The 14,825-nt window shown below is 58.6% G+C and carries 15 protein-coding genes and 3 pseudogenes; 3 read left to right on the top strand and 15 right to left on the bottom strand.

Annotation, left to right across the window (positions count from 1 at the left end):
- Positions 1-116: 116 nt before the first annotated feature.
- Positions 117-1,481, top strand: coding sequence for a restriction endonuclease (locus tag DV706_RS20495; RefSeq protein WP_006065868.1), 1,365 nt, complete (start codon positions 117-119; stop codon positions 1,479-1,481).
- 37 nt (positions 1,482-1,518) lie between these two features.
- Here DV706_RS20495 and DV706_RS20490 read toward each other — a convergent pair whose 3' ends face one another.
- Complete coding sequence (locus DV706_RS20490) at positions 1,519-2,469, bottom strand: MarR family winged helix-turn-helix transcriptional regulator (protein WP_006065867.1); 951 nt, start codon at positions 2,467-2,469, stop codon at positions 1,519-1,521.
- 201 nt (positions 2,470-2,670) lie between these two features.
- Positions 2,671-2,934 (bottom strand): annotated as a pseudogene (locus DV706_RS20485) (DUF7567 family protein); the annotation flags it as partial.
- An 84-nt stretch (positions 2,935-3,018) separates the two neighbouring features.
- Here DV706_RS20485 and DV706_RS20480 point away from each other — a divergent pair.
- Positions 3,019-4,323: an IS4 family transposase gene (locus DV706_RS20480; protein WP_083902013.1), complete on the top strand. Its 1,305-nt coding sequence runs from the start codon at positions 3,019-3,021 to the stop codon at positions 4,321-4,323.
- 13 nt (positions 4,324-4,336) lie between these two features.
- Here DV706_RS20480 and DV706_RS22600 read toward each other — a convergent pair.
- The 5 genes and pseudogenes from DV706_RS22600 to DV706_RS22595 form a co-directional block, all read right to left on the bottom strand.
- Positions 4,337-4,480: pseudogene (locus DV706_RS22600) on the bottom strand (DUF7567 family protein); the annotation flags it as partial.
- A gap of 77 nt (positions 4,481-4,557) precedes the next feature.
- Complete coding sequence (locus DV706_RS20475) at positions 4,558-4,923, bottom strand: DUF7568 family protein (protein WP_006065517.1); 366 nt, start codon at positions 4,921-4,923, stop codon at positions 4,558-4,560.
- A 6-nt stretch (positions 4,924-4,929) separates the two neighbouring features.
- Positions 4,930-5,421: a hypothetical protein gene (locus DV706_RS20470; RefSeq protein WP_006065516.1), complete on the bottom strand. Its 492-nt coding sequence runs from the start codon at positions 5,419-5,421 to the stop codon at positions 4,930-4,932.
- Between the two features lie 108 nt (positions 5,422-5,529).
- A complete protein-coding gene (locus DV706_RS20465) occupies positions 5,530-5,952 on the bottom strand; it encodes a hypothetical protein (RefSeq protein ID WP_006065515.1) in 423 nt (140 codons plus the stop codon).
- A 75-nt stretch (positions 5,953-6,027) separates the two neighbouring features.
- Positions 6,028-6,126, bottom strand: a pseudogene (locus DV706_RS22595) (DUF6735 family protein); the annotation flags it as partial.
- 146 nt (positions 6,127-6,272) lie between these two features.
- On the opposite strand from DV706_RS22595, the gene DV706_RS20460 reads away from it, so the two are divergent.
- Positions 6,273-7,532: an RNA-guided endonuclease InsQ/TnpB family protein gene (locus DV706_RS20460; protein WP_006065514.1), complete on the top strand. Its 1,260-nt coding sequence runs from the start codon at positions 6,273-6,275 to the stop codon at positions 7,530-7,532.
- 16 nt (positions 7,533-7,548) lie between these two features.
- Here DV706_RS20460 and DV706_RS20455 read toward each other — a convergent pair whose 3' ends face one another.
- From DV706_RS20455 to DV706_RS20420, 8 genes are all read right to left on the bottom strand, one after another.
- Entirely contained in the window at positions 7,549-8,073 is a 525-nt protein-coding gene (locus DV706_RS20455) for a DUF6735 family protein (protein WP_049889714.1), read from the bottom strand.
- Positions 8,074-8,182: 109 nt separating this feature from the next.
- Complete coding sequence (locus tag DV706_RS20450) at positions 8,183-9,067, bottom strand: biosurfactant protein 1 (protein WP_006065511.1); 885 nt, start codon at positions 9,065-9,067, stop codon at positions 8,183-8,185.
- Between the two features lie 245 nt (positions 9,068-9,312).
- The gene (locus DV706_RS20445; RefSeq protein ID WP_006065510.1) at positions 9,313-10,134 is read right to left on the bottom strand and encodes an SWIM zinc finger family protein; all 822 of its coding nucleotides are present in this window, start codon (positions 10,132-10,134) and stop codon (positions 9,313-9,315) included.
- Positions 10,135-10,334: 200 nt separating this feature from the next.
- Positions 10,335-10,787 (bottom strand): hypothetical protein, encoded by a 453-nt coding sequence (locus DV706_RS20440; RefSeq protein ID WP_006065509.1) that lies wholly within the window; start codon positions 10,785-10,787, stop codon positions 10,335-10,337.
- On the bottom strand, positions 10,784-11,296 hold the full coding sequence (locus DV706_RS20435) for a winged helix-turn-helix domain-containing protein (RefSeq protein WP_006065508.1): 513 nt from the start codon (positions 11,294-11,296) through the stop codon (positions 10,784-10,786). The genes DV706_RS20440 and DV706_RS20435 overlap by 4 nt, the downstream gene beginning before the upstream one ends.
- Positions 11,297-11,373: 77 nt before the next feature.
- Positions 11,374-12,300, bottom strand: a complete 927-nt coding sequence (locus tag DV706_RS20430) for a transcription initiation factor IIB (RefSeq protein ID WP_006065507.1) — start codon at positions 12,298-12,300, stop codon at positions 11,374-11,376.
- A 334-nt stretch (positions 12,301-12,634) separates the two neighbouring features.
- Positions 12,635-13,804: a DsbA family protein gene (locus DV706_RS20425; protein ID WP_006065506.1), complete on the bottom strand. Its 1,170-nt coding sequence runs from the start codon at positions 13,802-13,804 to the stop codon at positions 12,635-12,637.
- Positions 13,782-14,666, bottom strand: a complete 885-nt coding sequence (locus DV706_RS20420) for a hypothetical protein (protein WP_136351017.1) — start codon at positions 14,664-14,666, stop codon at positions 13,782-13,784. Before DV706_RS20420 ends, DV706_RS20425 begins: the two co-directional genes overlap by 23 nt.
- Between the last annotated feature and the right edge of the window lie 159 nt (positions 14,667-14,825).

Here is a 14,825-nt window from a genome sequence, read left to right as displayed (position 1 = left end):
GTTCGCGGGAGGCTCGTCCGATTACCCCCGCACCCCTCTCGGGGGTTCAAAAACAGGACGGGACTGCGTTCGGCAACGTATTTGGCAGTTGCAACGTACTGTTCAGGTATATCGGGATGGCTGTACTGGACGATCTCTCAGGGTTCGAGTTTGAGGACGTGATAGAGGACGTCTTCCGAAATCTCGGGTACGAGAACGTCCGTCAGGCTGAGCGAACCGCTGACGAGGGCCGGGACGTCATCATGGAGGAGGTCGTCGACGGCACTCGGCGCGCGATCATCGTGGAGTGCAAGCACACGGGGACGGTCGGGCGCCCGGTCGTCCAGAAGCTCCACTCGGCGATCGCGACGTTCGACTTTGACGGCCCGAAACGCGGGATGGTCGTGACGACCGGCCGGTTCACGAATCCCGCCCAGGAGTACGCCCAGCGTCTCCAGCAGAACGATGATCCCCATCCCATCGAGCTGATCGATGGTGAGGACCTCCGGGAGATCGCCGACGAGATCGGTCTCGATCTCTACAACGGCCGCATCGAGATCCTCTGTGACGAGACACTACGGCCGTACGACCCGGCGGTGGATGTCGACGCACCTGTCCAGGAGGCGTTCCGCGACATCGAGCACATCGAGGCCGCGGATCTGCCGGTGCCGCACTCGCAGGTAACGTTTCGGCCGGTGGTCGCGATCACCGCCGACACGAACACTGTCTTCGAGACCTCCGTCGGTGTCATCCACCGGATCAACGACCGCACACAGTTCGTTGTCCACGCTGAGCGCGGCCATCCAAAGGTGGCCGACGACGATGTCGCGACGCTGGTCACCGAGAATTTCCACGCGACGGTCCCCCTCGATACCGGGCAGTTTACCGAGGTATTCGATGACGTCGAGGAGCGCCGGTTTGGCCAGACCCAAACGGAGTACAAGGAGTGGGCTGTTGACCGCCTTCAGGACTACCACACGACGACGGTGACCTATACCGGCGACAACAACGTCACCTACAACAAGACGTGTGAGCCGAATCTCTCGGACATCTCAGTGCAATCGATTGAGGCGGTGTATCTACCTGAGGTTCGGCAGACGACAGAGATACTGGAGTATTCGTATCCGTACGAACACTATGCCGCTGGCCCCTCACGGGTCACTCTGGAGGACGGGATCCATCGGTGTGTCCACTGCGAGACGAGCGGCGTCGACGGGACGTACACCTACTGTCCGAACTGCGGGGCGATCGCCTGCGACAGCCACATCAAGACCGAACGGCTCGAAGAGGAACCGGTCTGTACAGGTTGTGCGGTGACCGAACGGTTCGCGCTGAAGACGAAGTACTTTTACGACGAGAAGAATCTCGAGTCGTTCCGAGAGGAGTACGCAGAGATGCCACTCCACGAGAAGGCAATGGAGAACAAGCTGCTGGCTGGCGGGAGTGTGGTTGCGACCCTGTTAATCGTCCTCGGCGTTCTCGTGATCGGCGGCATCATCTAATCGGTCGCAATTTTCCGCCGGGCTGCGGGCGTTGTTGTTACGAAACTCCGTACTGCTCTTTGAGTGCCATATATTCGTCCTTCTTTGGAAGGATGACTGGCAGATCATCTGTCCTGTCGTAGTCACCCTGAAGTGGCCGATACAACGCGTCCACAGTAGGTTCCAGGTCGTACCACCGTGCGGTCTCGATGAGTGCTTCTTGATCGATATCTTGCGTCTCGATCAACAGCATCGAATAACTGACGCGACGGGATCCGCTACCGAGAAGGAGCGTATGGCACACGGCTTCAGCAGGCGTTAGCTCCTCGTCTGGAGCATACCAGAACGGAGGCTCGCCGGCGAGGAAAAACTGTAGACCATACGCTGCAAACCGGCCCAGTCCGGTCATCTCCCAGTCTGGAGCTGCTTGGAGCGCGTCCGCATCCTCAGCGGTCTGTACGCGGACGAGGGATCGCTTCGGATCGCACCACGCGATCGTGGCGCTGGGGGCGATTTCCCGGACTCGTGCTCGATGTTCATGCTCTACGGTGGCCCGAGCGAACGCCAGCAGCGGCGAGACTTCGTCACGGAGGGTGTACTTCGGATCGGATCTGGAGAGTAATGCTCGGTGCTTGAGCGGTGATAACGCGCTGTGGACACCTTGTCGGGTGATTCCAAGCCGGTCTGCGATATCAGCGATATGCCGTGGCCTATCGAGATACCAACACACGCGGAGTGTGGCTGGGGAGAGCAGTTCCGTCCAGTCTACGTGGCTGAACTCCGACTGGAGCGTTCGATACGCTTCGGCGACGGGATGTTCCGCGATGCGGACTCGACGCTGATTGCTGGGGCCACGGGTTTCTGAGAGCAATCCCGCTGCGAGCAACTCATCGAGTACGTCGTAGAGATACTCTCGTGAATACCCGGTATCAGCCGCGAGTTCCTCCGGTGTCGCTTCACGGCCGGTACTCAGCGCGTCAAGCACGGCGAGTCCGGCCTTCGTAATCATCTGGGTCTTTCTAAACCTTAACTGTATAAATACGATTTGGGATTTCACTTGACGTCTGCTTCGTTCCGAACCGGTTCTGTGAGTGCGTCCTCGAGCGACCCGTGGAATCGCCAGCTGGCCCGCTCGAAGGCCTCGTCGGTCGGACCGTCCCAACGGGGGAATGTGGAGTGACCGCTCACTCTCACAACGAAAATTTTCTCGTTAAGCTAGGTGGGAGACCTCCTCAGGCTCCTCGACGTCGGCGAACTCTCTGCGCTCGACAGGTGTCCAGTCCACATCTGGCTTCGGACTCCACCAGTCGACCTGGTAGGCACCCGGTGCGCCGAAGACCTTCACCCGCGCCGATCCATCCGGAAGATCGCGACGGAGCTTCTCGTCGACGTGGAGATTCCAGGTCATGGCGGTATTGAAGCAGGCGAGGACGGCCTCCTCGTAGCCGCGTGTCTCCCGTGACTCTTGCAGTTCATCCGTCTTTAGCTAAGCGAAGAATCGCATGACTGCGGCGGCTTATCGGGACAACTTTTCGGAAGGAATGAGGAGGATTCAGCTGTGCACACAGAACCCTCCTCACGTCATATTGAACGTCGTCTCACTAACCTCCTTCCTTCTGAAGCACTCGAAGACCACGCCGAAGGTGTCGGCGTGGTCGAGCGCGAGGGGAAGCTTCAGCTCCCGCCACTTGTCTGGTCGTTTGCGTTCGGCTTCGCCGCAGGCGAAAGCCGAACGCTTGCAGCCTTCAGACGAACCTACAACTCCACTGCTGACGAGTCGATCTCTCCGGGTGGTTTCTATCAGCGGTTGACTCCGACACTCGCAGAGTACCTCCGCGACCTCGTCGAATACGGGTTCGACGAGGTCGCTGTGCCTCACACCGTCTCTGATGAGTTCGACCGCTTTCGGGACGTGATGATCGCTGATGGAACCGTCCTGCGGTTGCACGAGTTGCTCTCTGAAGAGTACAAAGCACGTCACGAGGAGCAGGCTGGAGCGAAGCTCCACCTGCTCCACAACGTCACTGATCAGACGGTCGAACACTTCAGCGTCACAGACGAGAAAACGCATGACAGCACGTTGTTCAACACAGGTTCGTGGCTGGAAGAACGATTAGCGATCTTCGATCTCGCCTACTTCAAGTACCGGCGGTTCGCGTTGATCGACGAGAACGACGGCTACTTTGTTAGCCGGCTGAAAAAGAGCGCAAACCCGGTTGTAACCGAGGAATTACGGGAATGGCGCGGCCGCGCCATTCCCTTGGAAGGCGAGAAAATCTTTGACATCGTCGACGACCTTTCCCGCAAATACATCGACGTGGAAGTCGAGGTCGAGTTCGACCGGCGAGAGTACGCGGGCACGCAGTCACATGATACGAAACGGTTCCGCGTCGTCGGCGTCCGCAACGAGGACGACGACGACTATCATCTGTACATCACGAACCTGTCTCGGGAAGAGTTTCTCCCGGCCGATCTAGCGACGATCTACCGATGTAGATGGGAAGTAGAGCTGTTGTTTCGAGAACTCAAGACTCAGTACGAGCTAGACAAGTTCGACACAACGAAGAAGCATATCGTAGAGATTCTGCTGTACGCAGCGTTGTTATCATTGGTCGTGAGTCGTGATTTGCTCGGGCTGGTCATCGAGCACGCTGATGATGGGATCGTGTTCCCGCCGGAACGCTGGGCGGCGACCTTTCGGTCGCACGCCCAGCTCATCCTCCGTGAACTGAGAGAATATCTCGCCTACTCACCGCCGCCACTGCTACAACGACTGATCGAAGACGCTCAGAAGATCCACAAGCAACGACCAATCCTCCAAGAACAACTCGCTACCACCATCCAACCGACCGCTGAGGTTTAGCTAAAGATCAATGCTCTTGCAGTTTAACCTGCGTATTGCAGTTCTTGCAGAACATCCCCTCGAAGGGGATGTGACTGAATATCTCGTGCCCGCAGACCGGACACCAGAGGAACTCGAATAGTGCTTCGCTGTGGCGGTCGATGACTTCCAGACTCATCTGTGGATCTGGCCCGATTGAGACGGGCCACCCATTCCGGCCCAAAATAAACGTCACCGAAGATACGTTCCCATCAATCAGCGCTCGGCGCCGTACACGATTCGCGAGGGCGTTTCGTACCCGCAGTCGGGACAGACGAACCAGCGCTGTACTTTCGCGCCGTCAGCTGCTTTCTCACCGACAAGGACGTCGTCGTTCGGACACTCGGGACAACTCGGTTCGGGCGCTGGCCGTTCGCGGAGCTCTTCACGGAACGATTTCGCGTCTTTTGTCTCGTACCCTCGCGACCAGATGGGGTACCCATCGACGAGGATCGCTCCTCGCCATTTGTAGATGTACGAGTCTGGAGTTCTGTGTAGAACCGCTATCGCTCCGGTCTCAGCGTTCCGGTACTTGAGTGTGGTCGTCCGGCTCTCCCGTCGCCAGTTAGTGATTCGGGGCATAGTCGATCAGAAGTGGACGTCCGCGGGCACAATCCAGAGATCCTCACTTTCCTCAAGGAGTCGATCCAACTGCTCGCGATGCCGGATGCCGTTCGCGTATTCGTTGTAGAGGAAGATCGTCGGTCCGTCGTACGCGCCGACCTGGTGGAACGCGTGCCGAGCAAGGCTCTCATCGCGCATGATATCCTCGCTGGAGAGCTCGTCAAGTGCCTCTCTCACTTGATCGAGATTCCGCTCGAACTCCGCTTTCGTTGCTTCCCATCCACGATCGAGCAGTTTTTGCCCTTTCTCGGAATCGACGGCCGCCGCTATCGGGAGGTCGCCCCACCGTGCTTTGCCCGCAATGGTTGTGTCCTCGTCGTCAAAGGTGACAAAGTAGTCAAACACAGCGCAGGCGTGTGGATCGGCGCCGACCAGTCGTTCGAACACCGCCTTTCCGGTGGATAGCGCTTCGTCTTCTGTCGATGCCTCTACCAGCGCGTAAATTACCATATGCATCTCGAACACCTCGAAGCGCCGACGCACTGGGATTCGTCGTTCGCTCACCCCGTACTGCGCCGGCACCCATCGCCGGCGCACAAAAACCACTCTCGGCACTTCCCTCTCTCAGGGGTCGTTCGCACGCTCGACGGTGATGGTCAGATCCCCAGATTCGTAGTTGGCCTCGAATGCGACCGAGAACCCATCTGACTTGTACGCCGCGTGGTAGGTTCGATGCAGTTCGAGCGAGCCGATTGCCTTGAAATGGAAGAATGCGGCTGCGGTGTAGGGCTTGCTGGCGGTCTCGATCTGGGTCTCCACCGAGGCTGGGAGTGCGATATGTGGTGTGTCGGTGTCAATACTGGCTGCGAACTCACGTGCTTCGTCGACGGTCGCTTGCGAGTGCGCTGGCGTTTGGCCCGTCAGCACGTTCACCGGTGTCTCCGTTTCGTCGGTGAATAGGACGTCTTCGAAGGTGTGCGTTCCCAAGATTGCCTCGGGGCTCAACTCGCAGTCGTGGAACGGATCGTCGGCTGGTTGCTCGGTCATGGAATCACGAGCCCACGTAGGGGCTCACCCATTCCTGCCCCTGAAAAAACAGCAGTTGCCACGAAGCAGACCGACCTAGGAGTGGTTCAGGCTCGCTTTCTCGAGGGGTGATTCGCCAGTCGGGATAAGTAGCTCCTGTCGGTCTCCGATCCGCTCGGCCAGCTTTCGTTTCAGCGTTTTCAGGTGGAGCCTCCGGCCTCAAGGAGCGAATGGAATGAGCGAGTAGGCCGGAGAGGAAACCGACATAGTCCGACACAACCGGCATACTGCGACCACCTGATTCCCGAGTAGTTAAGAACCGTCAGCACTACATCTGAAATATGGAGGTCCGGCGTACCGCCCCCGTCAAACTCGTCGTTCCCGACGAGCGACGCGACGACCTCCACGAATCCGCCCGCCAGTTCCTTCACTGCGCCAATCGTGCCGCAGAGTTTTGTTGGTCCGACGACTCCTATACCGAATGCGTCACGGCCAACACGACCGCACGAGACGCTCTCTACGACAAACTCCGCGACGAAACCGACCTCACCGCGAACCTCGTCCAAGAAGCCATCCGACGCGCCGTCCAGGCCGTCAAAGGATGCGCCGAACGGTGGAAACAGGGGAATCGAGTGAGCCAACCGGAGTTCACGTCGTGGAGTATGCTCTACGACAAGCGAAGCGCCACATTCTACCGGAACAAAGTCTCGCTCTCGACTGTTAATGGACGTCTCGAGTGTGAGTTTGAACTCCCCTCGGACAGTCCAACGCCATACGAGCAGTACGTGTTGTCCGACGAGTTCGAGTTCCGAGCGAGCACGCTCCAGTACGACCCAGTGGACGATGAGTTCTACTTCCATATCACCACACGGAGGTACGACTCCGAAGGCGACGGCGGTGAGAACGGAGAGGTTTCGGAAGATTCCGAGCACCAAACAGTCCTCGGTATCGACCTCGGCGTCAACAGTCTCGCCGTCTCATCCACCGGACGCTTCTGGCACGGAGACGACTACGACCACTGGTGCCGCGAGTTCGAGAAGCGACGTGGAGAGATGCAACAGTGCGGGACACAAGCCGCGCACAACGCCCTGCTTCGACTCGGCAAGCGCGAAGAAGCATGGCGGAAGCAGTACATCCACACGGTCGCTAACGAAATCGTCTCAGAGGCCGTCGAACACGAGTGCGACGTTATCGTGTTCGAGGACTTGACCGACATTCGAAAGCGGCTACCTCACGCGAAGTGGCACCACTTCTGGGCGTTCCGACGCCTCGTCGAGTACGTCGAGTACAAAGCGCCCGAACAGGGCGTCTCCGTGGAACAAGTCGAGCCGAACTACACGTCCCAACGCTGTTCTCGGACGGACTGCGGGTTCACGCATGAGGACAACCGCCACGGCGAACACTTCGAGTGCCAGAAGTGTGGATACAAGGTCAACGCGGACTACAACGCGGCGAAGAATGTCGGGCTACGGTGCGCCCGTAAGCAGAAACACAGACTCCGTTCCTCGCCCACGTCGGGGAGCGGAGACGCACTAGTAGACGTGCGTCTGAATGGTGGGACGGTGAACGGCGAGAGTCACCAGCCTATTGGCGGTGACTGATTGCCGGGAGTCCACATCAAAGCCCCACCCTCAAGGACCGAGGCGCGGAGCGCCAAGGGAGTAGGGCGGGGTAGTTTACATACTGCCTCGTCGTCGATAGCGTGAACACGCCTTTGTCGATCATGTCGTCGACGACGTCTTTGAGGGCCGTGAACTGTCCCTGCAGGTGGCCGTCGCCGACCGGCTCGCCATCGTACCAGCGCACGGTCGCGAGCGCTCCGTTCCCGACTGTCTCTCCCTGTTCGACTGTCTCCGAGTCGTACTGCAGGCCGAACCACAGCGTCCGATACGCGGTCACCTCGAACGTCGTCGACACCACGAAAAACGCCTCGTGATGGAGATAGTCGAGGTGGTCAGCGACGATCTCGTCGAGCGTGAGGCCGGTGGCGCGGGGTTTCGGCTCGACGGCATCTGCCTCGAGGCCATCGGCCAGTTCCGCCAGCAGCTGTTTCGCCCACTTGGAGTCGGTGCCTTCGCCACCGAACGGCGTTTCAGCTGTGATGTGGTGTTTGAGCTTTAGGTTCGCTACGCCCCAGTGAATGTAGTGGAGCGTGTACTAGCCACCGGTACGTTCGTACGCGACAAGTCTTAACCAACAGTTTTCGGCATCTACATTCTGAGTTGGTTAAGATACTACTCAGCCGATTATCCTACTCGGGATCTGGTCCGTGACGAGGAGACTGACATACTTGGCAATTCCACATTGGCTGGCCCGACCACTCGTCATTTGGGACAGTCTCGAGCTCTTGGAACTGATGCTCAGTCATTCGACCACACTTGCGACATTCAAGACGTGTTTTCGAGGGAGCACTGGGTTGACGATCCTCTAAGTGCTCGTCGTCGACGGATCGCTGAAGTGCAATTGCTGGCACCAACCAGACGTCGTTCTCCGCGCACTCCAGTAGGGCTGTAAGCCGACCTTCGACGCAAATGTCGTACCCACCCTCGTCGTAGAGGAACGTCGTGTGCGCCCCTTCATTCCGCAAATGCGTCGAATCTGTCTGTCCCGTCCGCTCACGAGCGGCGGTGAGTAGCTGTTCACCGCTTTCGGAGGTAGCTCGAACTGCTTCGGGCAGCGAGGGCCACTTGTCGGCCAGCTGTGCAGCGGGCTCTACATCGAGGTCGTAGATCAGTTGGCAGTTGTCGACCGCTGGGTCCCTGTCAGCCTTCGTGAGTAGCGTGGCCGCAGCAGCACCCTTCGCGACGGCGGTGTAGAACGTCGACGCCTCGACGAGCAGATGGACGATATGGAGTAGTATCCACTCAGTATCTGGTGTGGGACTCTCGTCGCTGGTTCCATCAAGATGGTTTGTGAGGCAGAACCGGCACTTCGTCTGAGAGGTCGGAATCGATGCCCCACAGGATTGACACTTGTTTTCAGACTCGGTCTGCTGGTCAGGATATCCTGTACTGGTTGATGCAACACGCTGCCGGCGGGCCTCCCAATCCCCACATCCGCTCAGCTTATCGTCTGGTATGTGGGTCGCCTCGCCGGTCGGCCGCAGCTCCTCAAAGTCAGAATCTCGGTTGTACATCGATTGGCTCGTAGGTTCTGCCGGGATGGTATTTCAACGTCAGGGTGACCGTGCTCGCGACTTCTTCTTGAATTACGCGAAGACACCTCGTAACACTCTCCAATACATCACTAGGTGTATGATGCGCTACGACCATTGATGTCGCCGCCCTCACTGACGCGGTGCCCCTCAATATCGGCGAGTCCAAGTATCGCTCGTCGCGGACCAGTCATGACGCGCTCCGAACGTCGTCGACGCCGCGTGAGCTACTCGCAGGACTGTTCGCCTACCTTTTCTCGGAGCTCGGCCGCTGCCCGCTCGAAGTGCTCCGCGAGGAATGGCGTTCCCGACGTCGCTCGCTCATCGAGGAATGCGACGGCGTCTGTGACCGTGTCGGCGTCGCGTTCCGTGGCCACGACACAGTCGACGTACCCGTCGAGTGCCCGTCTGAACGCACTCGAGAAGTGGTCGTATGCGCCGTCGACGCGCTCCATGTTGTCGTCAAGCGACTCGATAAGTCCCCGGTAGACGATCATCGCCGATCTGTACTGCTCCTGCTTGCGGTACTCGTTCGCGAGATCGAACCACTGCGTGAAGTCGACCGGCTCGAAAACGACGTCGTACTCAGGGTTCGTCTCCTCAAACCGCCGATCGATCGAGGTGCGAAGTTCGTTGACCGACCGCCTCGTTGACCCACCGGCATGGGCGAGAAACCGATCGCTGAGGTCCGCATCGGTCACGAGTTCTTCACGCAGGAACGCGCGGAGCTCGTCGGCGTCGGCACCGTTGAGTGCAGCGTCGAGTCGATCGCCTTCGTCTGGGGGACGGTCGTCAACACACCGAAGCAACACGGCGACGACGTGCTTGCACGTTCCCGGCCCGTCGTACGGACAGTCGCACCACGGGGCAAACCCGTCGGCGGCGAGGTCAACACGGACATCATACTGACGGCTGCCGCTCACGACGGCGGTTACGGTGGCGTCGACGCGGTGAATCTCATGGACACGGCCCTCAGCAAGGTATCGTTCGCCGCGCTCGAAGACCGCGTCCGTGCAGACATCCCGAACCATGTTTTCGGTTACGTCCATGTGCGTGGACGGTGTTCCAGCGCGAGCGGGAAAAACCGATCCGTCGATCTCGCTTTCGCTCCAGATCGGAACGTTCTCACTCTGAGAGAAGTCGCGATACTGTTGCAGTGCCGCATCAACACCACTACGGGCGCGACGGGATACCGATACGGCCGTGTCTCAATGGTGACATCCCTTCTAGACTTTCGCGGTAGTCATCCTTACGGTGGGTTTGACGCACTATTCAGCCGATCTAGGTCCTCGTCCTCGTACGCTGCTCGCCACATCGTATGGACTGCACGAGTGACGAGTGACACCTCGGTCACGTCGATACAGGACGGTTCGGCTGCCGTCGTGGTGGCCTCGGGAGGAGGATGGAAATGGATTTCGGGTGAGTGTGTATTCGGGTGCCGATCGAATCGCCAGTTGACGTCTTCGCTATCGACGTAATGAAACGAATACATCCCCAGTTCGCTCCACTGGATATCGAGTCTCGCAGCGTCGGCGTCTCCAAGGCCGTCGCTGAGACTGATCTGCAATTCCGTGGGTGCGACGACGTCATCGTACGACGTTGCGTCGACTAACGGCTCAAGCTCGAGCCAGAGGTCACGAATCCGCTGAAGCGCCGGGAGATAGATCGGTCCGAACTCGCCGGCTCGGTCGTCCTCGCTCATACAGCGAGCTGGTGGCTGGCCTCGTCATAGGCAAGTGCTGCTTGGGCGACGGCGAGATTCTGCCGCGTCGTTCGCCACGCGGTGAGGTCGTCCCAGCCCTCCGTCTCGCCAGCGTCGAGTTGCTGGCTGAGCTCTTCGGGTGAAACCACGTCGTAGCGGTCCTCATAGCGCCGAACCTCGGTCTTCATTTCCTTGATGCTGTCGAGCAACTCCGGCCGATTGGCTTCCTCACGAAGCTCACGGATCCGCGACATCAACACCCGGTCGCTGTTTCGCTTGTACAGCGTTGTTTGGCCGTCCTGCTCCGTCTCGGCGAAGCCCGTGTTCACGAGCGCCTTGCAGTGTCGACGTGCCGTCGGTTCGCTCACGAGGGCGCGGTCGGCGATCTCGGCTGCCGACTGCCCGCCGTGGGTTTGCTCAACGATTTCGTACACCCGCTCAAATGGCGTGGTCTCCTCTTTCCAGTCCGCTTTGACCTGCTCGTTGATGTCATCCCACGTCTCGGTCATACTGGGTGCTACGCACTCTATAAATAAATAATTTCCTGAGAAAACTATCCTTTCACGGTGCTTGTACAGGAGCACTGTCAGGCTACCCGCTCCTCTAATGTGTCTCGGTGCGACCGGATGGTCGTTGCAGTGACGCTCGCCGCCGCAGCGACTTCCGCCTGCGTCAGCCATCGTCCCTCTTCACGACCCGCCTTATACAGACAGGCGGCTGCGAATCCTGATGGTTTGACACCCGACGCTACTCCTGTCGATTCAGACTGTTCAGCCAACCTTCGAGCTCGCTGTCGGATGTACGCTGGAACATCGAGTTCTGACGCAAGTCGGGGGATGAATTCGCTAGGGCGAACAGGCTGGGTCGGCAGTCCGAGTTCTGTATTCAGTGTCTTGTACGCATTCGTGACTCTCGATTGTTCAACGCGTGCTGCGTCGACGACGTCGTCGAGTAACCGTGAGTGGCCGTTACATCGACAGGCCCCGTAGACGCTTGCTGCCGCCATCGCCTCGATTGATCGACCTCGAAGCAGATCTTCGGTTTGAGCGCTCCGGAACAGTTGACACGCCTGATCCCGAACCGAACCTGAGAGCTCGAGGACGCTCGCGATTCTCCGGACCTCACCCAAGCCGTGTGCGAGGTTTCGCTCGGCTTTCGACTGGAAGCGACCACGAGTCTGTTCACGCCGCATCCGGGATAGCTGCTGGCGCTTTCGCCCGGAGAGTTCGTTCCCGTTCGCATCTTTCCACCGACCGATTTCCGTCGACAGCCCTCGGTCGTGACGTGCCGCAGTCAGTGGAGCGCCCGTCCGCTTTCGCTGGTCCTGATCGTAAGTTCTCCATTCAGGGCCGTGATCGATTCGTTGTTCGTCAATAACGAGTCCACAGTCCTCACAGATGGTTTCGACCGAGTTGGTAGTGACCCGGCCATCGCACTCCGGACATGGGTTCGTGCTGGAGTTTGTCTGGACGTCCTCGTCGAAGCTTGGTTCGTAGATATCTCTCGTCGCCATGTGTCTCACCAATTATCGAGATTCGCGGATACGGCGAACCTCTCACCCATTGAGAGTCAATAAACGCTATCGAGTACGGACTTCGGTTCAGCTGGATTGTAGCTCAGACTATAGTGTTTGAGGTACTGTTATGTATCCCTCTACAACGAACTAAATATGAAATTCAAACAGCGCTTAGGACGCTGTATCGTAAGAGTTGGCTGGTTCAAACCCTTAGAATTCACCGGAGTGACCTCTTCCTTCTACGGAGTACTTTGCTACTGGTAGGCCCTGGACGGGTGATGTTATTGAGATGGCTGACGGAATATAGACCGTTTCCGTTTAGACGCTAAACCTATTGGAACGTCGTCCACAGAGACGTCTCACCGAACTCTATAGGCACGACATCCTCTGCGGTCTCGAGTTCGTCGAGTGCTTCCTCACGTGAGTATTCGTACACCTGCTGGACCTCCTTCACAGCAACTGGACCGTGCTCATCGACGAAGCCTGGGAGTGACTGTGGGTCATTGCCCTCCAGTCCTGCTCGCTTTAGGGGAGTCTTCACGTCGTTGGCCGTCACCAGACCGGGCTGGGTGACTGTCTCGCCATCAACGTGGATGGTGGTCTTCGGTGTCTCCACCTCCCGTGAACTCTGTCGGAGTTCCACATCTTCCCAGTCCTCTTCCAGTTGGTCGGTGTCCAGCCCGACGTTCCGAGCCAGTTCGAGGAGGGTCTCGCGGTCCTCTATGTTCGTGCCCTCAACGATAGCGGCCGTCCTCAGCCGACGAATGAACCGCTTCGCCAGTGGGATGCTCTGCTCGCGTGCAGCCGCGAACGCTCGGTTCGCAAGCTCCGTCGACTCGGGTGGGTCCTCGTTCCAGACCCCAGTGCTCACCGGCATCCCGTGACGCGGCTCCCACTTCTCCCAATGTTGCGCCCGATCCTCGGGAGAATCGAACTCACGGACGGGGACCAGTCGGTCGTCGAATTGGACTTGGTCGCCGTACTCCTCTTTGAGTTGGAGCCGAACAGGGTAGATCCCCCACGCGATGCTGTCCCAGGCGTCGGAGTGGACGACTATCTGAGCTTCTTGCTCCTCGTCGTCATCGTCATCATCTTCGTCCTCCTGTTCGTGATCGTCAGGGTCCTCAGGTTCCTGCGGCTCGGAACGTTCCGGCTGTTCCGGTTCCTGCTCAGGTGCATCTTCCTCGGGAGTCTCAGGTTGGTCCGGCGTCTCCGGCTCGGCCCCCTCATCGTCGTCAGGTTCCTCGCTTGATGGCTCCTCCGGGGTTGGCGTAGGTGCACCTGCGCCGGCACCTGCAGCACCAGCCCCTGCACCTCCACCAACGGGAGCGCCACCCGGAGTCCCTGACGGATCGTCGTCTTCGGGTTCCTCAGTCTCTTCAGGCTCTGGTTCAGTCGTGTGGTCATCCAGTCCTGTGGGTACAGGTCCGTCGTCTTCCTCTGAGGAGTCGTCACCCGAGTCTATCGGTGGTTCGTAGTCAGTACTGCCTGTGTCCCCCATCACTTCTCACCTCTTGAGTGGCCGAGTTGAGACCGATCTGTCTGCCGGTACGTTCCGTCCGTAGTGCGTTCTTGACCTTGTGAAACCATGTCGCAAAGTCCTCCGATGAATAGCCGTCCGCCGTCAGATTGCACGCCTCTTTCCAGTTCCAGAACCCTGCAACTCCGTCAACCAGGTCGGGAAATTCCGCGACATCCTCTGGTGCTTGCCGACCGATGACCAGCACGCCCTCTGGGTCGAGTACGTCGATGGCTTGGTCTACACGGTTCACCAGCCTATCCAGACTCCGGGTCTGCGTCCCGTAGATGGCGAACCGGTCAACATCCCACCGCTCGAACGTCTCGACCAGTTCAGCGAAGTGCCCATCGTGGAGTCCCTTGGCGAGTGGAATGAACTCGACGTGGTCCAGGCCGAGTGTTTCGGCTCCTTTGTAGAGTTCATCCAGTCGGGTGGTGTAGTCGTCGAGGCTCTCCCGTCGCTCGGTGGGACTCATATTCTTGTTGTAGACCCAGCTCCAGTCCGGGATGTACCGAAACTCCCTCTCGATCTCCTCAAAGAAGTCCAGCACTTCCCACACTGGCCGCTCCAACGTATCCAGGTCACTCTCCGTACCGGTGATGGTGAGGGTCTGGTGAGGCTCAAGCAGCGCGTCGAATCGTTCAGTACGATTCTCGAAGGCGGTCTTCGCCTTGCTGTAGTTCACCATCAGGTGGGACACGAGCCGGTTCCCGTCGTTGAATCGGATGAACTTCCCGTGCGGGTCCCACCGCAGAATGACCTCTTTACGCCCGCTGTAGTCCGATAGGGAACTCTCTACGGAATTCTGTACACCGCTCGGGTTTGCTGAGGACTGCCGCGTCAAACTTTCACCTGATCTCCTGGTTGTGTTCGGATGGAGACAGATTATTGTTGGAGAACGAGGCACTTAAAGTCTGCGGGCTGTCAGATGCTATACGCGGGTTTCGGTCGACCTAGACCGTTGATATCGACTGAATCCCAGAATTGGAAACCGAAAGCTGAT

The organism is Natronorubrum bangense, assembly GCF_004799645.1.
In the GTDB taxonomy this organism is placed as follows: Archaea; Halobacteriota; Halobacteria; order Halobacteriales; family Natrialbaceae; genus Natronorubrum; species Natronorubrum bangense.
This window is presented reverse-complemented; position numbering and strand designations above follow the sequence as displayed.